The sequence below is a fragment of the Rhodococcus sp. BP-332 genome (assembly GCF_019836065.1).
Lineage (GTDB): Bacteria > Actinomycetota > Actinomycetes > Mycobacteriales > Mycobacteriaceae > Rhodococcoides.
The window spans coordinates 147,041-166,252 of sequence record NZ_JABUEC010000003.1 but is presented as its reverse complement, the minus strand read 5'-3'; the positions used below and the strand labels follow the sequence as shown (position 1 = coordinate 166,252).

At 68.3% G+C, this 19,212-nt stretch carries 18 protein-coding genes and 1 tRNA gene; 4 read left to right on the top strand and 15 right to left on the bottom strand.

The window, feature by feature from the left end; genetic code table 11:
* Positions 1 to 42: 42 nt before the first annotated feature.
* From HQ314_RS11965 to HQ314_RS11935, 7 genes are all read right to left on the bottom strand, one after another.
* The gene (locus HQ314_RS11965; protein WP_222650171.1) at positions 43 to 693 is read right to left on the bottom strand and encodes an SRPBCC family protein; all 651 of its coding nucleotides are present in this window, start codon (positions 691 to 693) and stop codon (positions 43 to 45) included.
* A 33-nt stretch (positions 694 to 726) separates the two neighbouring features.
* Positions 727 to 1,092 (bottom strand): metalloregulator ArsR/SmtB family transcription factor, encoded by a 366-nt coding sequence (locus HQ314_RS11960; protein ID WP_222650170.1) that lies wholly within the window; start codon positions 1,090 to 1,092, stop codon positions 727 to 729.
* Between the two features lie 453 nt (positions 1,093 to 1,545).
* Positions 1,546 to 2,208 carry a hypothetical protein gene (locus HQ314_RS11955; RefSeq protein ID WP_222650169.1) on the bottom strand — a complete coding sequence of 221 codons (663 nt, stop codon included), beginning with the start codon at positions 2,206 to 2,208 and terminating at the stop codon, positions 1,546 to 1,548.
* Positions 2,205 to 2,441 (bottom strand): hypothetical protein, encoded by a 237-nt coding sequence (locus tag HQ314_RS11950; RefSeq protein ID WP_222650168.1) that lies wholly within the window; start codon positions 2,439 to 2,441, stop codon positions 2,205 to 2,207. The genes HQ314_RS11955 and HQ314_RS11950 overlap by 4 nt, the downstream gene beginning before the upstream one ends.
* Before the next feature lie 314 nt (positions 2,442 to 2,755).
* Positions 2,756 to 2,832 (bottom strand) — tRNA-Leu (locus HQ314_RS11945).
* 28 nt (positions 2,833 to 2,860) lie between these two features.
* Positions 2,861 to 3,700, bottom strand: a complete 840-nt coding sequence (locus HQ314_RS11940) for a sulfurtransferase (RefSeq protein WP_261781634.1) — start codon at positions 3,698 to 3,700, stop codon at positions 2,861 to 2,863.
* A 53-nt stretch (positions 3,701 to 3,753) separates the two neighbouring features.
* Positions 3,754 to 5,187, bottom strand: a complete 1,434-nt coding sequence (locus tag HQ314_RS11935; RefSeq protein ID WP_027504057.1) for a short-chain fatty acid transporter — start codon at positions 5,185 to 5,187, stop codon at positions 3,754 to 3,756.
* Between the two features lie 146 nt (positions 5,188 to 5,333).
* Here HQ314_RS11935 and HQ314_RS11930 point away from each other — a divergent pair, with 146 nt between their 5' ends.
* Entirely contained in the window at positions 5,334 to 5,678 is a 345-nt protein-coding gene (locus HQ314_RS11930; RefSeq protein ID WP_027504058.1) for an MmcQ/YjbR family DNA-binding protein, read from the top strand.
* Here HQ314_RS11930 and HQ314_RS11925 read toward each other — a convergent pair whose 3' ends face one another.
* The 5 genes from HQ314_RS11925 to HQ314_RS11905 all read right to left on the bottom strand — a co-directional run bounded on the left by HQ314_RS11925 (position 5,679) and on the right by HQ314_RS11905 (position 10,037).
* Complete coding sequence (locus HQ314_RS11925) at positions 5,679 to 6,626, bottom strand: Ppx/GppA phosphatase family protein (RefSeq protein ID WP_222650167.1); 948 nt, start codon at positions 6,624 to 6,626, stop codon at positions 5,679 to 5,681.
* On the bottom strand, positions 6,623 to 7,138 hold the full coding sequence (locus HQ314_RS11920) for a DUF501 domain-containing protein (protein ID WP_222627604.1): 516 nt from the start codon (positions 7,136 to 7,138) through the stop codon (positions 6,623 to 6,625). Before HQ314_RS11920 ends, HQ314_RS11925 begins: the two co-directional genes overlap by 4 nt.
* A gap of 48 nt (positions 7,139 to 7,186) precedes the next feature.
* Entirely contained in the window at positions 7,187 to 7,768 is a 582-nt protein-coding gene (locus HQ314_RS11915; protein WP_222627602.1) for a septum formation initiator family protein, read from the bottom strand.
* 8 nt (positions 7,769 to 7,776) lie between these two features.
* Positions 7,777 to 9,072 carry a phosphopyruvate hydratase gene (eno, locus tag HQ314_RS11910; protein ID WP_204866520.1) on the bottom strand — a complete coding sequence of 432 codons (1,296 nt, stop codon included), beginning with the start codon at positions 9,070 to 9,072 and terminating at the stop codon, positions 7,777 to 7,779.
* Positions 9,073 to 9,281: 209 nt separating this feature from the next.
* Positions 9,282 to 10,037, bottom strand: a complete 756-nt coding sequence (locus HQ314_RS11905) for a lytic transglycosylase domain-containing protein (RefSeq protein WP_222650166.1) — start codon at positions 10,035 to 10,037, stop codon at positions 9,282 to 9,284.
* A gap of 204 nt (positions 10,038 to 10,241) precedes the next feature.
* On the opposite strand from HQ314_RS11905, the gene efeU reads away from it, so the two are divergent.
* The 3 genes from efeU to efeB are packed head-to-tail and all read left to right on the top strand — an operon-like array spanning position 10,242 to position 13,544.
* Positions 10,242 to 11,084, top strand: a complete 843-nt coding sequence (gene efeU / locus HQ314_RS11900) for an iron uptake transporter permease EfeU (protein WP_222650479.1) — start codon at positions 10,242 to 10,244, stop codon at positions 11,082 to 11,084.
* Between the two features lie 59 nt (positions 11,085 to 11,143).
* Positions 11,144 to 12,283 (top strand): iron uptake system protein EfeO, encoded by a 1,140-nt coding sequence (gene efeO / locus HQ314_RS11895; protein WP_222650165.1) that lies wholly within the window; start codon positions 11,144 to 11,146, stop codon positions 12,281 to 12,283.
* Positions 12,264 to 13,544, top strand: coding sequence for an iron uptake transporter deferrochelatase/peroxidase subunit (gene efeB, locus HQ314_RS11890; RefSeq protein WP_222650164.1), 1,281 nt, complete (start codon positions 12,264 to 12,266; stop codon positions 13,542 to 13,544). The genes efeO and efeB overlap by 20 nt, the downstream gene beginning before the upstream one ends.
* A gap of 4 nt (positions 13,545 to 13,548) precedes the next feature.
* On the opposite strand, the gene HQ314_RS11885 is transcribed toward efeB, so the two are convergent.
* The 3 genes from HQ314_RS11885 to HQ314_RS11875 form a co-directional block, all read right to left on the bottom strand.
* Positions 13,549 to 14,556 carry a MazG family protein gene (locus tag HQ314_RS11885; protein WP_222650163.1) on the bottom strand — a complete coding sequence of 336 codons (1,008 nt, stop codon included), beginning with the start codon at positions 14,554 to 14,556 and terminating at the stop codon, positions 13,549 to 13,551.
* 7 nt (positions 14,557 to 14,563) lie between these two features.
* Entirely contained in the window at positions 14,564 to 18,253 is a 3,690-nt protein-coding gene (mfd, locus tag HQ314_RS11880) for a transcription-repair coupling factor (RefSeq protein ID WP_374197837.1), read from the bottom strand.
* Between the two features lie 165 nt (positions 18,254 to 18,418).
* A complete protein-coding gene (locus HQ314_RS11875; RefSeq protein WP_027504067.1) occupies positions 18,419 to 19,063 on the bottom strand; it encodes a ScbR family autoregulator-binding transcription factor in 645 nt (214 codons plus the stop codon).
* Positions 19,064 to 19,212: the final 149 nt, after the last annotated feature.

Below are 19,212 nucleotides of genomic sequence, written 5' to 3'. Positions count from 1 at the left end.
ACGCCCCCGCACGGTCCATTGAACCCCGCATTCCGGGTCACATCATCGCGTATCACCGGTGTGCAGGTAGAACGCGGTGGTGGCCTCGACCGCAGCTGCGACGTGGCCCGGTTCCCCGCCGCCGGCCAGGTGGGCCTCACCCCACGCGGCGGCGCTACGCCGACTGAACTCGCGACCGTCGGACGACGCACTGAACTTCTCGTGCTCGAGCACCTCGCCGCCCGAGAGGAAGCTCGCCAGCGTGAGCAGATGCAGGTCCCAGCCGACACCACCCGCACCGGGACCGTAGATGGGGAACATGGGCTCACCGACGGCCGCAGCGTGGACCAGCTCGAACTCGGTGCCTCCGCTCGAGCCAGCGGACAGGCGGACTTCGACCTCGCTCGTTCCCGGCCACTCGTCCGCGCCGGGTCCGAACATCCAGGACACCCGCAGCAGACGCGGTGGCTCGCACCGGAGGATCTCGCCGTGTTCCCCGCCGTCGAGCTCGAATGACCCGCCGAGACGAAGGTCGCCGGTGATCGGCTTCATCCAGCGACCGATCCGCTCAGGGTTGGTGATGGCGTCCCACACGTCATCGAGGGGCGCGTCGTAGCGACGCCTGAGCTCCATCGTGTAGGCCTCCCCGGCGGGAAGGGTTGCCGCGCCCATCTTTCGGCGGGCCGCGGAAAGTTCGTCGAGTACATCTCTCATCGTCGTGCTCCGTCCAATAGGAAACGCTTGTGTCTAGGCTTCTTTGTTTGCGCCGAGCTCGTCGCCGGCAGATCTCCTGGTGGTGCGCCTCCCGCGGGCAAGCTCGGTCTCGAGTGCGTCGAGCCTCTGGTCCCAGAATTTGCGGAACCGGTCCAGCCACGCGTCGACTTCGCTCAACGGCCCGGGCTCCACGGCGTAGAACCGACGGGCACCCTCTGCCCGTACCGATGCGAATCCGTGCTCACGCAGTACACGCAAATGCTGGGAGACAGCAGGCTGCGACAACGCGAACTCGGCCCGAATCACGTCCGTGATCGCGCCGGAAGTCTGCTCACCCTCGGCGAGTAACTCCAGGATGCGCCGACGCACCGGGTCGCCGAGAACATCGAACGCGCTCACGAGAAGAAAACTACCACATTCGACTTATATAAGCGCGAGAAGAGTTATGAATAGTTCCAGCGCCTGACAGCGCGCCTGGTCCCGCACGAATCTGAGATCCACTGTCTCGGTTGTCCACTCGAAAACGTCGGTCCACACTGGCACTCGAAACGCGCGGCCTGGTGAACGAATCTGGATCCATCCGGACTCTGGCGCCCCAGTCGGACTGGAACCGACACTGTAGAGAGCGCAAGTCCAGTCGTGCCACGTGAACTGCGGACCGAAGACTACGGCGAGAGCGGATCGACTGCCGCGACCCCGAGTGCGTGTTCTGAAGCCCGGGGACCCATCACGGCGAATAGATCCAGTTCTCGAGCCCACACCGACAAGCACCGAAACCCCTCGAGTCACCAACGATCGACCGCTGGATGCACGACACGAAACCTCGGCGCGGCCCAACTGGTGAGCATCTCGTCAATTGCTTTTGATCTCGAACGGGTCGCTGGACAGGGTGGGAGCGGCTCGAGTATTGCCCGCGCGATCGACAACAGGGTCGGTGCGAGCACCGAACCTCGGGTGATTCAACTCGATGATCTCTCGATACCACTCGACCGACCGTTTGCGTAACAGCGGACTCGCGAAGAGCGATTCCACAGGTATGACAAGACTCAGAATTGCCACAGTCGCCGTCACCGTAAGCTTCGTGCTCTTCATGACATCGGGCGTCGCCAACGCATCGCCCGGTAGCCCATACCCGTATCCTTGGGCACCCGAGTGGGCCAGACCCGCCGTTGAAGCTGTCGGGTTCGTCATCGGCGACTTCCTGGTCAACGTCTTGCAACCGATACTCAACACCTTCGGCATCAACCTGTAGAAGTCCGATCGATCGACGCACCCACGGCGTACTGAATAAAAAGTCTTCACCATTTTTCTCGGACCGGCGTTGCTCGGTCCGGCTCGAACGCGACCGGTCGCATTTCCTGCCCCCGAGCCGTTCCAGTATCGGGACACTTCGATGAGATGAACAGGGCGGGCATGAGTCGAGATGCGTCCTGAGATCGAGAACAGTAGTAGCCGAACAGGTTCGGGTTTCCATCCGAGTGCCTCGTGGTCGGCGAAGCCGCGCGTCTGACTCACGACTTCACATCCTTGGCGGACTGGAACATCGCCGGCCAGATGCGGTTCCGATCGAACCCGTCCAAGGGAGATTGGGCGCGACGACGGTGCCGCAGTTCGAGATCTTGCACCTGAGCGCGAACGGTGTCAGTGGCGAACGCGGTCGATCGACGACAGTCGGCATCGGTGAACTCGACTGCGCGCCGGGGTGCAGGCGTTCCTTCCTGATGATCACGCGCATCCCGGTCGGCCACGTCGTCAGCTCGAGTGGGCCGGTAGCGTCGCTGACCCACGCCGTCGCATCGGTGAGCGCGAAGCCGGTTGACCACGACACTCGCTTGCAGCCATGTCATGAAAGCGTGGCTGGCTCCGGCTCCGTCGGTACGGACCATCACAGCACGGCCCGAACGAGGTCCAGTTGCAGAGTGTCACTGCGACATTGCTTTGCGGCACTGAGATTTGACGAGCTGCCGTGGTCGAGCAAGCGTCGCCACACGGACTGATACGGCTCGACGCTTGAACCCGAAAAGCACTGTCCTGGTCCAGGAATCTGGATCCATACGGACTCTGGTGCCCCCAGTCGGACTCGAACCGACACTGAGCGGATTTTAAGTCCGTCGCCTCTGCCAATTGGGCTATGGGGGCCTGCTCGGGCCAGCCTATCGCGCGCCGTTCAGGAGACGCCCGATCCCGTCTCGACCGGCCGTCGTGGGTCGGACGCCCACGCCGACCACGATCCCGGGAACAAGGCCGCATCGATACCGGCGAGTGCGAGCGCTGCGATCTCGTGCGCCGCGGTCACACCGGATCCGCAGTAGACGGCCACTTCGTCACCGGGCCGAATACCCATGGTCGCGAACCGATCTCGCAGTACATCGGGTGCTACGAACGCTCCGTCGCCGGTCACGTTGTCCGACGTCGGTGCATTGAGAGCGCCGGGAATGTGGCCGGCACGGGGGTCGACGGGCTCGACCTCGCCGCGGTACCGCTCCCCCGCACGTGCGTCCAGGAGACGGCCGGGGAATGTCGCGGCATGGTCCGCCGTCACCGTCGGCAGATGGCCCTCGGACAGCGTCACGTCCCCAGCTCGCGGCGCCGTCTCCTCGCCCGACCGCGTGGGTAGTTCGGCCGCCCGCCACAGGCCGAGTCCACCGTCGAGCATGCGCACGGTCTCGACGCCAGCCCAGCGCAGCAGCCACCACGCCCGAGCCGCAGCCATGTTGCCGGTGGCGTCGTAGACGACGACGAACGAGTCGGCGTCGATGCCCCATCGCCGCGCATGCATCTGCAGATCGTCGAGTTCGGGCAAGGGGTGTCGCCCGTCCGTGGGCTCTCCGTGACCGGCGAGTTCCGAGCCCAGGTCGACGAAGACGGCGCCGGGGATGTGCGCGTCGAGGTAGTGCTGGTGGTTGTCGGGATCACCGAGTGCCCACCTCACGTCGAGCAGCACCGGCGGGCGCGGCGACGTCAGCGCTGCGGACAACTCCGACACGGTCACCAGGATCTCCGACATGGCGATCAGCGTACGACTCGCTGCGCGCGGGAGCGCGACGCGGCCGGCAGCGCTCAGGCCGGGATGACGGGCGGCTCGAAGGTAAACGTCGTCCCGAGCAACCAGACGAGCAGCAACACCACCGGGAAATGGAAGAGGAACTGCAGGAACGTGAACCCGATGAGATCGCGTGCCCGCAGACCCAGCACGGCGAGCAGCGGCAGCATGAAGAACGGGTTGATCAGGTTGGGCAGCGCCTCGGCCACGTTGTAGATCTGCACCGTCCAGCCGAGGTTCATCTGCACGTCCGTCGCGGACTGCATGACGTACGGCGCCTCGACCAACCACTTGCCACCGCCCGACGGGACGAACAGCCCCAGGATCACGGTGTAGACGGCGATGACCACGGCAAAGGCTCCGCCGCCACCGACCTCGGTGAAGAACGTGGCGAGGTGCTCGGACACCGTGACTCCGCCCCGCCCTTCGGATGTGGTCAGAATCGCGGCCATCGCGGCGTACAGCGGGAACTGCACCAGAATGCCCGCCGTGGCGGGCACGGCCTTGGCGACGGCATCGAGGAACCGCCGCGGTGTGCCGTGCAGCACGAGTCCCAGCATCAGGAACACCAGCAAGTAGCCGTTGAGGCTGCTCACCACCGACAGCACGGGCTTCGAGAGCAGTTGCGACACCAGCCAACCCAGCGTCATCGCCCCGGCGAGGATCGGCAGGATGCGGCTGTACTCGAGCCACTCGCCCGGACGGGTGCGCGTCGGCGGCTCGGAGATCGTGTCGTCGAGGTCGACCTTCAAGGCCTCGGCGGTCTTGATCGCCGCACCGGTGGGCGCGGAGAAGTGCGCGATGATCACGGTCAGCACGATGATGATCACGCACATGACCAGTGACTGCCACGTGAAGATGGTGGTGCCGAAATCGAGGACTCCGGTGATCCGGAGCAGAGCCGGCGGGAGCGAGCTCGCGGTGGCCTGGAGCTGCGCCGCGGACGACGACATGCCCAGTGCCCACACCGCACCCAGGCCCATGAACGCCGCGGCGCCGAGCGCGCGGTAGTCGACGCTCAGATCGCGTCGCCGGGCGATGGCACGAGCGAGCAGTCCACCGAAGACGAGGCTGAGACCCCAGTTCAGGAACGACACCGAGCACGACATGAGCGCGACGAAGCTGACCGCCGTGCGTGGATTGTTCGGCAGCGCGGCCAGTCTCGTGATGAGCCGCGCCACGGGTGGTGACGTCGCCACCACGTATCCGGTGAGTACCACCATGGCCATCTGCAGGGTGAACGCCGTCAGGTCCCAGAAGCCGTTGCCGAACGCGTCGACCACGTTCTGCGGCGACGATCCGTTCGCGAATGCGGCGAGCGCCACCACCAGCACGCCGACCAGCGCGAAGATGTAGGCGTCGGGGAACCATTTCTCGGTACCTCGCGCCAGCGCCTGGGCCGTTCGCGCCAGACCCTTCTCCGCGGGTGCGTCGGTGTCGCGGACTGCCATGGTGACCTCCTGGTCGTCGAGCGATCGGCGTGTCGGGGACCACAACGGCCTCGATCGACCTTTCCCGTGGTCCCGCCCGATGGCAAGAGGCATCCCTGCACCCTCGATCTGCGGCGATGCAGGACCGCAGGTGGCACACTTCGTTCATGGCGACAGAGGACGACGTCAGGCGTATCGCACTCGCGTTGCGCGAGGTGACGGAGAAGCCGTCGTACGGCACTCCCGGCTTCCGCGTGAAGGACCGACTGTTCGCACGGGTCCACGAGATGCCCGATGTTCTGCTGCTCCGCAGACCGAGCGTCGAGGACCGCGAGGCCCTCATCAGCTCGAACCCGGCAGCGTTCTTCACCACAGATCACTACGAGGGTCATGCGTCGGTGCTCGTGCGATTGCCCGAAGTGGACGTCGACGAACTCCGTGAACTGATCGAGGAGGCGTGGGAGTGCCGCGCTCCGGTGACTGTCAGGAAGCTCGGCCCGAAGCCCGAGTGATCACCGCCCGGCGAGGCTGAGAGCGATCCCGTCGAGAATGTCGTGCTCACTCACGACCAGGGTGTCGATTCCGGCTTCGCCACCGATGTTCTCGGCGAGTGTGGCCGCGACGAGGGATCCGCCGCCGATGACGTCGACGCGACCGGGGTGCATCGGGCCGAGCACGGCACGGTCCGCCCTCGTCATGCCGAGCAGACGATCACAGACGTCGCGCAGATCGGTGAACGGGATGCGCGACAGGTGGATCGCGTCCGGATCGTAGGCGGGAAGATTCTGTGCCACGGCCGAGAGGGTGGTCATCGTCCCGGCAACCCCGACCCAGGTGCGCGCATCCTTCACGGGTACCGCGTCGAACGCCGGCTGGAGGCGCTCCGAGGTGAAGGCCTGCCCTGCCCTGCGCTCGGCCTCGGTGGGCGGGTCGGATCGCAGGCACCGCTCGGTGAGCCGAACGCATCCGATGTCGGCGGAGTAGGCGGCGCGTACGCCGTCGGCGTCGCCGAGAACCAGCTCGGTGGAGCCGCCGCCGAGATCGACCACCAGGAACGGCCCCTCGTCCGGATCCAGATCGCCGACCGCACCGGCGAACGACAGACGAGCCTCCTCGTCTCCCGAGATGACCTCGGCCACTGCGCCGTCCGCGACGGAGGCGAGTGTCCGGCGCGTCATGTCGAAGAACAGATCACGATTGTCGGCGTCGCGCGTGGCCGACGTCGCAACCATGCGCACCGCGTCGACACCGCCCAGCGCGGTGATGATGTCGACATACTCCCGCAGCGCCGCCTCGGTGCGGTCGATCGCCTCGAGTGCGAACGACCCGGTCGCGTCGACACCCTGCCCCAGCCGGACCCCACGCATCTCACGCGCGAGGTCTCGGAGACCGTCGTCGTCCACGTCGGCCACGAGCAGACGGATCGAATTGGTGCCGCAGTCGATCGCAGCGACCCTCATGCTCGAAGCTCCTCGATGGTGGGCCAGTCGGCGGGCAACGCCGTGCCGCGCAGGGGACCCTCGGCGGCCAGTGCCACGGACTCGTCGCCCAGCGGATTGGCCCCCGGCCCCTTGGCCAGCGAGTGCGCCATCAACACGTGGAGGCACTTGACCCGGTCCGGCATCCCGCCGCCGGTGAAATCGGTTCCGAGCGACTCGATCTCGTTGCGCTCGGCCAGATACGCCTCGTGGGCGCGCAGGTAGGCCGCGGCCAGATCCTCGTCCTGCTGCAGCCGCTCGGTCATCTCGCGCATCACGCCGGCGGACTCCTGGCGGCTGGCCTCGGCCGTCAGACGCGGATCCGTGAGGTAGAAGAGGGTGGGGAACGGCGTTCCGTCGGGCAGCTTCGGCGCCGTCCTGACGACGGCGGGACGGCCGTCCGGGGTGCGGTAGGCGATCTCGAGCACGCCGCGCGGCTCTCGTCCGAGCTGGGCGGACACGGCGTCGAGGTCTTCGCGCGACACGTCGCTCACTGGGTCTGACTCATTTCCGGATCGGGTGGATCGGCGTGCACCGAGGCGTCACCGTGGGGTGGTCGCCGTGGACCACAGGTCGCTGTACCAGGGTCCGGGCGGGGGCGGCGGCGGATCGTTCTCGACGTCCGATCGTGCACGCGCGCCGGGCAACTGGACTTGATAGGGGGTCTCACCGGGCATGACGTAGCCGAGACGCTCGCGCGCCTGCGCGGTGATGTAGGCAGGATCGTCCGTCTGGTCCTTGCGGATCTGCAGCTCGGCCACGCGCTGCTCCAGCGCCACCCGCTCGGCGGCGACCTGAGCCGCGTCCCCGCGCTGGGAGATGTACGTGCGCAACGGAACCGCGAGCGTCAGGGCCAACGCACAGATGACCACGGCGAGGACGACGGCCTTGCCTGTCGAGAGTCCGAGGAACGTGCGTTCCTTCTTCTCGCCTCCGCGGCGACGTCCGCGCCGACCGACCAGCGCGGCACCTTCGGTGACGACGTCGTTGACCGCACCGGCGACGGTCCGAGGCTGCGAGGCCCCGGACCCGTCGCGGCGCGTGGATCGACCGGGACGCGCGTCACGGCGCGGCGAACGGCCACCCGGCCGTGCCGCACTGCGTCGAGAGTCCCGGTCCGCCATCGGTGAGCTCAGCTGTCCTTCGAGGTGAAGTCGAGCCGCGGGAACGCCAACTCGCCCGAGTAGCGCGCGGCGTCGCCGAGTGCCTCCTCGATACGCAGCAGCTGGTTGTACTTGGCGACGCGCTCGCTGCGAGCCGGGGCACCGGTCTTGATCTGTCCGCTGCCCACGGCGACGGCGAGATCGGCGATGGTGGTGTCCTCGGTCTCGCCGCTGCGGTGGCTCATCATCGTGCGGTAGCCACTGCGGTGTGCGAGATCGACGGCGTCGAGGGTCTCGGTCAGCGTGCCGATCTGGTTGACCTTCACCAGGAGAGCGTTGGCGGCTCCCTTGACGATGCCCTCCTCGAGGCGCTCCGGGTTGGTGACGAACAGATCGTCGCCGACGATCTGGACCCGGTCACCGATGCTGTCGGTGAGGGCGACCCAGCCGTCCCAGTCGTTCTCGTCGAGCGGATCCTCGATGGAGACGAGCGGGTACTGGTTCAGCAGGTCCGCGTAGAACGCCGACATCTCCTCCGCGGTGCGGGTGTTGCCCTCGAAGGCGTATCCCTTTCCGGCGGTGAAGAACTCGGTGGCGGCGACATCGAGCGCGAGAGCGATGTCGGAGCCCAGCGTGAGGCCGGTCTTGCCGATGGCCTCCGAGATGAGGTCGAGTGCGGCCTTGGTGCCCGCGAGGTCGGGGGCGAAACCGCCCTCGTCGCCGAGCCCGGTCGACAGGCCCTTGGCCTTGAGGACCGACTTCAGTGCGTGGTAGACCTCGGCGCCCCAGCGCAGGGCCTCCTTGAAGGTCGGCGCACCGATGGGGGCGATCATGAATTCCTGCACGTCGACGCCGCTGTCGGCGTGGGCGCCACCGTTGATGATGTTCATCATCGGCACCGGCAGGATGTGGGCGTTGGGTCCACCCAGGTAACGGAAGAGCTCCAGTCCGGCGGACTCCGCGGCACCCTTGGCCACGGCGAGCGAGACACCGAGCAGGGCGTTCGCGCCGAGGCGCGACTTGTCGGCGGTGCCGTCGAGGTCGAGCAGTGCCTGGTCGACCGTGCGCTGCTCGATGGCGTCGAGGCCGATGACGGCCGGCGCGATCTCGTCGAGCACGGCGTTGACGGCCTTCTCGACACCCTTGCCGCCGTAGCGATCGCCGCCGTCGCGGAGCTCGACGGCCTCGTGCTCACCGGTGGAGGCGCCCGAGGGCACCGCTGCACGGGTCAGCGTGCCGTCGTCGAGCGCGACCTCGACCTCGACCGTGGGGTTGCCACGTGAGTCGAGGATCTCGCGAGCTCCGACCTGTTCGATGATGGCCACGAATGAACTCCTAGTCAGGCGTTGAACACACAGCTTCGGGCGCGAACCGGTCACCCGTGGTCGGGCGCGGCTCGAAGACAGACTAGCCGCCGCAGCCGCCACGCTCGATATTCGACGCGCAGGCGGGCAGGCCGGAGGCCGGTCGGTGATCAGGCGGGCAGGCCGGAGGCCGGTCGGTGATCGGGCGGGCAGGCCGGAGGAGGTCGACGTCAGGACGGCCGGGCACCGACGGAGTAGGCGGAGGCCGCGTCGCGGACGTCCCTCAGGTAGACCCCCGACAGGTTGTAGGCCATGAGGGCGGCCTGCCATCCCTCCGGCGTGGTGAGGTCTCCCCCGCGGGCGCAGAGGTAGCGGCCCGCGGTGAGTGCGGCGTCGTCGAGGTTGTCGGGGTCGGCGCGGCCGTCCCCGTTGGCGTCGACGCCCCACTTGCGCCAGGTCTCGGGGATGAACTGCATCGGTCCCATCGCGCGGTCGAAGACGGTGTCGCCGTCCAGTTCTCCACCGTCGGTGTCGGCGATCTCCGCGTTGCCGGCGGTGCCGTCGAGGGGCACTCCGCGGATGGGCGGGGTCGCGGTGCCATCCGGACCGACGGACGACCCGCCGAAAGTGCCGTGGCGGCTCTCGATGCGGCCGATCCCGGCGAGCGTGGTCCAGGCCAGACCGCACCCCGGTGACGAGCGGGCCATGACCGCGGCCGCGTGGCCGTATGCCTCGAGCGCGGTGCGGCCGATGCCGGTGGGGTCGACCAGCGGTTCCGCCCAGCCGGCGAGCAGGTCGGCCGAGCGACCGGGCGCGTCCACGTCGATCGGCGGCAGGGGCGCTCCGGGCCCCGGCGGGATTCCCTCCGGGATCTCCACCGCGGGTCTGCCCGGATCCAGATCGAGGGCGCCGCAGCCGGAGACGACGGCGGCCGTGGCGAGCGCAGCCGCGACGACGCGGAGGCGCCGGGAGCGCGGTGGGAGCATGCCTCCATCATCCCGAGTCAAAGTAATAGAAGGGTAAAGGTCTTCAAAAGTCCTGGTCGGCGGCTGTTTCGCACCCCGAAGCCGGTGTATGTTCACCTTTCGTATGAGGGTCGCCTTGCCTAAGACGCCCCACTCCAGTCGAGCCCGGGAGATCCCGCCGTGTCCACAGTCGTCGTCGCGTCCGCGCCGTCCGTCGTGACGCAGATGGTCGGCAGCGGACTGATCGGCGTCCGGGAGGGACTCGAGACCGGCATCGTCGTCATGATCCTGGTCGCGTTCCTCGTGAAATCCGACCGCCGCGACGCGCTGAAGTGGGTGTGGACGGGTGTCCTGGCCGCCGTGGGCATGGTCGCCGTCGTGTTCGCCGTCATCCACCTCGGCACCTCGACGGTCACGGGCCTCACCGCCGAGATCATCGCCGGCATCGCCTCGCTGATCGCCGTCGCGATCGTCACCGGCATGGTGTTGTGGATGCGGTCGGCCGCCGCCTCCATCTCCGGCACGTTGAAGGCCGGCATGGCCCGCGCGCTCGACGTCGGGCCGGTGGCCGTCACATCGCTCGCCTTCCTGGCGGTCGGGCGCGAAGGAATCGAGACGGCGCTCCTCATGGTCGGCTACGCGGAGAACACCAACGGCAGTTCCTGGCCGCTGCTGGGTCTGCTGGCCGGAATCGCCGTCGCTGCATTCCTCACCGTCCTCCTGTACTTCGGAGCAGTACGCATCGACTTCGCCCGGTTCTTCCGCTGGACGGGCGTCTTCCTCGTGTTCGTCGCCGCCGGAATCCTGGCGTACGGACTGCGGGCTCTGCAGATCGGCGGAATCCTCCCCGGCGGCAGCGCGACCGCGTTCGACATCAGCGACACCTGGGACGCGGGCAGTTGGTACGGCACCGTCGTCGCCGGCATCTTCAACTTCCGCCCCGAGCCGACCGTTCTGCAGGTCGCGGCCTGGGTGCTCTACCTCGTCGTCGTCCTGCCCCTGTTCCTCCGGCGGCCGAAGGCCGTGCCACGAGTCACCGCACCGCAGCCACAACCCGCCGCTTCCTGACTCGCATCTCCCTGCTCCCGAGCCGACCGTCCTCCCCGCTCCCGAAAGGGCACCACTCCATGCGCACCACCACCCGCCTCCTCTTCTGCGCCGCCGCGCTGCCGCTGGCACTCACGGCCTGCACCGAGAAGGAGGCCGCGACCTCGGCCGAGGGCGGCGACATCGTGGTCGACGCGACCGACAGCTCGTGCGACGTCGGTACGACGAGTGCACAGACGGGCAGCTCCACCTTCCAGGTGACCAACAACGGCTCCAAGGTCACCGAGTTCTACGTCTACGGCGAGGGCGACCGCGTCATGGGCGAGATCGAGAACATCGGGCCCGGCGTCTCCCGCCAGCTCATCGTCGCGCTGCCCGAGCCCGCCACGTACCAGACCGCGTGCAAGCCGGGCATGGTCGGCGACGGCCTCCGCGGCGACTTCGTCGTCACGGGTGACTCCAAGGGGTCCGACGCCGACGGGACGCTCGCCGAGGCGGCCGACGGTTACAAGCGCTACGTCGTCAGCCAGGTCACGGCGTTGCAGGAGACGACGGCGTCGTTCGTCACCGCGGTCACGTCCGGCGACGTCGAGGGCGCCAAGGCCCAGTTCCCGCTCGTCCGCACCTACTACGAGCGCATCGAACCCGTCGCGGAGAGCTTCCCCGACGATCTCGACCCCCGCATCGACCTGCGCGAGCCGGACGTCGAGCCGGGTGCCGAGTGGACCGGGTTCCACCGCCTGGAGAAGGACCTGTGGGCACAGGGGCTCCAGCCGGACACGAACGCGATCGCCGAGCAGTTGAAGGCGGACGTCGACGAACTGGTCGCGGGCGTGCAGTCCCCCGACTTCGTGATCGACCCGATCACGGTGGCGGGCGGCGCACAGGGCCTCCTCGACGAGGTCGCCCAGACGAAGATCACCGGTGAGGAGGACTTCTTCTCCCACACCGACCTGTACGACTTCCAGGCGAACGTCGACGGATCGCAGGCAGCGGTGGCGGCGCTCGCTCCGGTGCTGTCCGAGCGGGACCCGGAACTCGCGGCCACCATCGAGCAGCGCTTCGCGGAACTCGACACCGAGCTCGCGAAGTACCGCCAGGGTGACGGCTTCGTCTCCTACGACACGGTCACCGAGCCGCAGCGCCAGGACCTGTCGAAGAAGATCGACGCCCTGTCCGCATCGGTGAGCCAGGTCCAGGGTGTCGTCGCAGGCGCCTGAGCGGACGTCCGACACGGACGCCGCCACCACCCCGCCGAGTCGACGCCTCTCGCGCCGCGCGCTCTTCGGTGGCGTGGGAGCCGGCGCACTCGCGGTCGGCGCCGGTGCCGCGCTGGGCCGGTCGACCGCACCCGAACCCGTGGTCGCCGACGCGGCCGAGGCCGTGGTGCCGTTCCGCGGCGTCCACCAGGCGGGCATCGTCACGCCCGCACAGGACCGCATGCACTTCGTCACCTTCGACGTGACGACCACCTCGCGCGACGAGATCGTCGCGATGCTCACGAAGTGGACGGCGATGGCCGAACGTCTCACCGTCGGCGCCGAGTCGGTGCCCGGTGGCGTGGTCGGCGGCGGACAGTACGAGCCGCCCGGTGACACCGGCGAGGCCTACGGCCTGATGCCGTCCAACCTCACGCTGACCATCGGCTTCGGCCCGTCGTTCTTCGACAGGTTCGACTTGGGTGACCGCAGACCGGCTGCACTGCAGGATCTTCCGCGATTCCCCGGCGACGACCTCGACCCGGCGAGGAGCGGTGGCGACATCGCGGTGCAGGCCTGCGCCGACGATCCGCAGGTGGCGGTGCACGCCATCCGCAATCTCGCGCGCATCGCGTTCGGCACCGCGTCGGTGCGGTGGTCGCAGCTCGGTTTCGGTCGCACCGCGTCGACGTCGACCGCCCAGGCGACACCGCGCAACCTCTTCGGCTTCAAGGACGGCACGAACAACATCAAGGCCGAGGAAGCGGCGACCGTCGACGAGCACGTGTGGGTGAACGGCGGCGAGTCCGACTGGATGACGGGCGGCACCTACCTCGTGGCGCGGCGCATCCGGATGAAGATCGAACCGTGGGACCGCGCGGTGCTCGGCGAACAGGAACGCGTCATCGGTCGGTCCAAGGCCACCGGCGCGCCACTGGGCGGCACGGCCGAGTTCGACACCGTCGACCTCGGCTCCTCGACCATCGCGAAGGACGCGCACGTACGACTGGCGTCGTCGGAGTCGTTGGGCGGCATCAAGATTCTTCGCCGCGGGTACAACTTCACCGACGGCTCCGACGGCTTCGGCCACCTCGACGCGGGGCTCTTCTTCGTCGCTTTCTGCAGCGATCCGCAGACCCAGTTCGTGCCGATGCAGCAAGCTCTCGCGCGACGAGATGCCCTGAACGAGTACATCTCCCACGTCGGCTCGGCGGTCTTCGCCTGCCCACCGGGAGTTCCGGAAGGCAGCGAGGACTACTGGGGCTCGACGCTCTTCGGCTAGACGGTCAGCGGTTCTTCTCGTCCGCCTGCGGCCGATGGTGGGACGCGGCGACGCGTGCGTCGTCCGTCCCCGTCGCCGCGAGCGGTCGGCCGAACATGTCGGTTCCCGGCCAGTACTTGGACCACGCTCGTGCGTCCATCTCGGCCGATCGGACTCCGTCCATGGCGGCGCCGCGCTCCGCGGCCCGTACGTCGGCCACGAACTCGTTGACGGTGCGGCGCAGCGAGTCCTCGGCGCTGGTGGCGCCGTGATCACCCGAGATGTCGATGCGGACCGAGAGCATGGACTCCGGGACGAAGTCCTGAGGGAGCCCGGCCTTGACCGCTCGGGTGGTGACCTGCTGGGCGAGCGCGAGCGACGGCTGCGCCATGGCGATGCCGTCGAGACACGACGCGCGTACCTTCTCCGCGGCCTTGCGCTCCTCCCAGGCCTTCTCCTGCGCACCGATGTCGATCGGGGCGCCGGACGTGTCGGCCAGGTGCGGGCTGCGGTGGGTCAACTTGGCCACCAGGGTGGACGCCACGTCGTCGATGTCGAACGCCTCGGCGCCCGCGTCCTTGGCGATGCGCGCGTGGAAGATGACCTGCAGCAGCAGATCGCCGAGCTCCTCCCGGATGGAGTCCGCATCGCCGGTCTCGATGGCATCGAGCAGTTCGTAGGTCTCCTCGAGGAGGTACCCGCGAAGCGACTCGTGCGTCTGCTGCGCCTCCCATCCGCCGAGTGAGCGCAGTTTGTCGATGACGAAGACGGCCTCGGCGAGGTTGCCGCCGCGGGGCACCGGCACCTCGATGACGTCCTCGCCGCGCGTGATGCGTTCCTGGACGTCGGGGTTGTCGCGGCTGGTGCTGATGAGCACCTCGGGCTCGTCGTCGCCCGCGGAGGTGAACCCCGTGAGGCGCCAGCGGATGGAGACCGGCACCTCTTCGGTGAAGCCCACGGGCTTGTCCAGCAACGTCACGGCCTGCACCGGCACCATGGTGGGCCGCAGGGGATCCAGCAGCAGAATCGTCATCGCGCGCTCACACCCCGATCGGTTGCTCGACTCGTACGGAGCCCGCGGGCTGCCCGTCCATCGCGAGCAGTACGTCGGCGACGAACTGCAGAAGTTCCTCGTCGCGGACACGGGCCGAACCGACTCCACCACCTGCCACACGCGGAATCGGGATCTGCACCGTGCCGGTGGTCGCCCGATACTGTGCGCTGGGGTAGAGCCGCTTCAACCGTATCTGCTTGGAGTCGGGTAGGTCCATCGGCGCCAACTTCACCATGGTCCCCGCCATCTGCACGTCCACGATGCCGTAGGAACGGCACAGGATGCGCAGGACGGCCACGGCCACGAGCCGGGCGACCTCGGCCGGCACCGGCCCGTAGCGGTCGGTCAGCTCGTCGATGACCGCGCGGATCTCGGCGTCGTTCTGCGCCGCGGCCAGCTTGCGGTACGCCTCGAGTCGGAGCCTGTCGCTGGTGACGTAGTCCGGCGGGATGTGGGCATCGACGGGGAGGTCGATGCGCACCTCCTTGGGCGCCTCGTCGGTGGTGACGGGGCGGCCGTCGGCCACGGCGCGGTAGGCCTCCACCGCCTCGCCGACCAGTCGGACGTACAGGTCGAATCCCACACCGGCGACGTGGCCGGACTGCTCCGCGCCCAGCACGTTGCCCGCGCCGCGGATCTCGAGGTCCTTCATCGCCACGGCCATACCAGCACCGAGGTCGGAGTTCTGCGAGATGGTGGCCAACCGGTCGTACGCCGTCTCGGTGAGCGGCTTCTCCGGCGGGTAGAGGAAGTAGGCATAGCCACGGTCCCGGCTGCGACCCACACGCCCACGCAACTGGTGGAGCTGGGACAGACCCAACGAATCGGCTCGCTCGACGATCAGCGTGTTCGCATTGGAGATGTCGAGGCCCGTCTCGATGATGGTGGTGCAGACCAGGATGTCGAACTCACGCTCCCAGAACCCCTGCACCGTCTTCTCGAGCGCGTCCTCGTTCATCTGACCGTGTGCGACCACGACGCGCGCTTCCGGCACCAGCCGTCGGATGTTCGCGGCGGCCTTGTCGATGCTGCTCACGCGGTTGTGAACGTAGAAGACCTGGCCGTCACGGAGCAGCTCACGGCGGATCGCCGCCGCCACCTGCTTCTCCTGATAGGCACCGACGTAGGTCAGGACGGGGTGCCGCTCCTCGGGCGGCGTCAGGATGGTCGACATCTCGCGGATGCCCGCCATGCTCATCTCGAGCGTGCGCGGAATCGGTGTCGCCGACATCGTCAGGACGTCGACGTGCGTGCGCAGCGCCTTGATGTGCTCCTTGTGCTCGACGCCGAAGCGCTGCTCCTCGTCGACGATGACCAGCCCGAGGTCCTTCCACTGCACACCGGTCTGCAGCAATCGGTGCGTTCCCACGACGATGTCCACCGTGCCGTCCGCGAGGCCGGCGAACGTCTCCCGCGACTCGGCGGCGTCGGAGAACCGGGACAGCCCCTTGACCGTCACCGGGAAGTTGGCCATCCGCTCGGTGAAGGTCTGCAGATGCTGCTGGGCCAGCAGGGTGGTGGGAACGAGCACCGCTACCTGCTTGCCGTCCTGGACGGCCTTGAACGCCGCCCGGACGCCGACCTCGGTCTTGCCGTAACCGACGTCGCCGATGACCACTCGGTCCATCGGGACGGGCTTCTCCATGTCCGCCTTGACCTCGTCGATGACGGTCATCTGGTCGACGGTCTCGGTGAACGCGAAGGCGTCCTCCATCTCCTTCTGCCACGGGGTGTCCGGCCCGTACGCGTGACCGGGCGCCGCCTGCCGCGCCGCGTAGAGCTGGACGAGCTCCCCTGCGATCTCGCGGACGGCCTTGCGGGCCTTGCGCTTGGTGTTGGTCCAGTCGGATCCGCCCAGCTTGCTCAGGCTCGGCATCTCCCCGCCGACGTAGCGGGACAACTGGTCGAGCGACTCCATGGGAACGAAGAGGCGGTCGCCCGGGTGGCCGCGCTTGCTGGGCGCGTACTCGACGACGAGGTACTCACGGCGTGCCCCGCCGATGGTCCGCTCGACCATCTCGACGAAGCGGCCGATGCCGTGCTGGTCGTGGACCACCATGTCGCCGGCCGTCAACGCGAGCGGATCGACCTGGTTGCGACGCTTCGCGGGCAACCGTTTGCCGTCGCCGGCCGCCGCGACCCGGTTGCCGGTGAGATCGGCCTCCGTCACCACCACCAGGCCGGCGTCACGCAGGACGAGACCCGAGTGCAACGACCCGCACATCACGCCGACGACGTCGGAGCCGGGCTCGGCACCGGCATCGAGAGGGAGCGCCGGCACACCGGCCTCCCGCAGGCGTTCGACCGTGCGCTGCGCCGTTCCCGCGCCCGCGACGACGACGGCCACGCGGCCGCCGGACGCGAGGTGCGCCGTGAACATCTGGAAGAGCGTCGCGAGTGCCTCCTCGGAGCCGCGCACGTCCGGCGCCGCGTCGACGTCGAGCACGATCTCCTCGTCACTGCCCGAGGCGAGCGGGCCCACGGTCCACCACGGCCGACCGGCCGCCTCCGCAGACTCTCGGACCTGCCGCAGCGACCGGTACGCGGACGCGCTGAGATCGAGGTCGAGGACGGCGCTCTCGTCCGTCACACTGCTGGTGTCCAGCGCTGCGGTGTCGAGCGGTGCGGCCGCACCGATGCTCGCGGCCGTCCACGACGCCTCGAGGAACTCCTTGCCGGTCCGCACCAGATCCGTCGCGCGCGTACGCACCTTCTCCGGATCGCAGACCAGCACGTGCGCGCCGTCGGGCAGCGCGTCGGTCAGCAGTTCGAGGCCGCCGGCCTTCAGCACCGGCAGCAACGCCTCCATGCCCTCGACCGGAACGCCGGCGGAGATCTTCTCGAGCATCTCCACCAGGATCGGGTCGCCGGTGTTGTCGGCGGCGAGACGCGCCGCGCGCTCCCGTACAGCCTCGTCGAGAATCATCTCCCGGCACGGCGGCGCGATGACCGTGTCGACCTCCACGTCGGGGATGGAGCGCTGGTCCGCGACCGAGAAGGCGCGCAGGTCGGTGACCTCGTCACCCCAGAACTCGACACGGACGGGGTGATCCGCCGTCGGCGAGAACAGGTCGAGGATGCCGCCGCGGACCGCGAACTCACCGCGTTTGCCGACCATGTCGACACGCGTGTAGGCCAGTTCGACCAGTCGCTTCTGCAACTCCTCGAAGTCGAACTCCGCCCCCACGCGCAGGCCGACGGGCTCGATCTCGCCCAGTCCACGCGCCATCGGCTGGAGCACCGAGCGCACCGTGGTGACGATGATCTTCAGCGGGACGCCGTAGTCGGCGTCCTCCGGCCGGGCGAGGCGCCGCAGCACCTCGATACGACGACCGACGGTGTCCGCTCCGGGAGACAGACGCTCGTGCGGCAGCGTCTCCCAGGACGGGAACTGCGCCACGGCGCCGCCCACCATCTCCGTGAGCTCGGCCGTCAGATCGTCGGCCTCGCGGCCCGTCGCGGTGACGAGCAGGACCGGTGTGGTGCGGGACATGGCCGCAGCGATGAACGCCCGTGCCGGAGTGGGTGCCACCAGGGTGGCCTCGCGGCGGCCGGACAGATCGACGATCTGCGCCAGCGACGCGTCACGCAGTGCGAATTCCAGCAGGCCCGACATCCGGCCCGCACCGTCGTCCGGGGTCTGCGCGGGAGAAACATGGACGGACGGCGAGGACACCAGCAGAACTCCTGACGGAAAGACGACACGATCGTGCACCCGCAACGCTCGACACCCCTCACGGAGATCGATCGGTCGGTGACGACTCGGTATCGATTCTAGGAGCAATCGCCGACAGAAACGACCGTGGGCCGACCGAGGCGACCGCGACGTGGCCGCTCGTCGTCAGGCGCCGTAGCGCAGGACCCGGCGGGCGGCGAACTCACGGAAGTAGTCGAGCTTGCGACCGGGGACCAGCGACGGGAGCAGGTAGTGCCACAGCCGCTCCATGCGCGCCGACAACTCCTTGGTGCTGTCGGTGGCCACCGCGACCATGTGGGCGCCGACGATGACCTCCAGGAACAGCATTCCGGTGGTCACGGGGTCGAGGTCGGCCTCGAGGTCGCCCTCGTCGATCGCCCGACGCGCCAGGCCGGTGTGGTACTCGGCCCAGCCCTCCATGACGTTCTCACCGGTACCGCGGTAGTCGCCGATCTGATGCTTGAGCCGGAACATCGCGGCGACCATCGGATCCGTGATCGCCAGATCGACCGTGATGTACGAGACACCGATCTCGGCCTCGAGAGCGGGGATCCGGCCGTCGTCCAGGGCGCGGCACGCCGTGGTGAGCCGCCGCACGCCCTCGTCGATGACGGCGCGAGCCAGCTCCTCCTTCGACCCGAAGTGGAAGTAGAGAGCTCCCTTGGTGACCTGCGACTGCGAAATGATCTCGCTGAGGCTGGCATTGGCGTACCCGAGCCGTAGAAAGACATGGGCGGCCCCCGCGAGCACCGTGTCTCTGGTGATCTCGGCGCGTGCCTGTCTGACCATGCGATCCGCCTCGAAAGTTTGGGGCATTCAATCCGTGAACAACGCGAGAACGGTACCACTGGACCACTACACAGCACGAGCACTCGTCCCGGAGTCCGAGCGTCGTGTCGTCACGACCGACGAGGTGGTCCACCGTGACCACCTCCGGT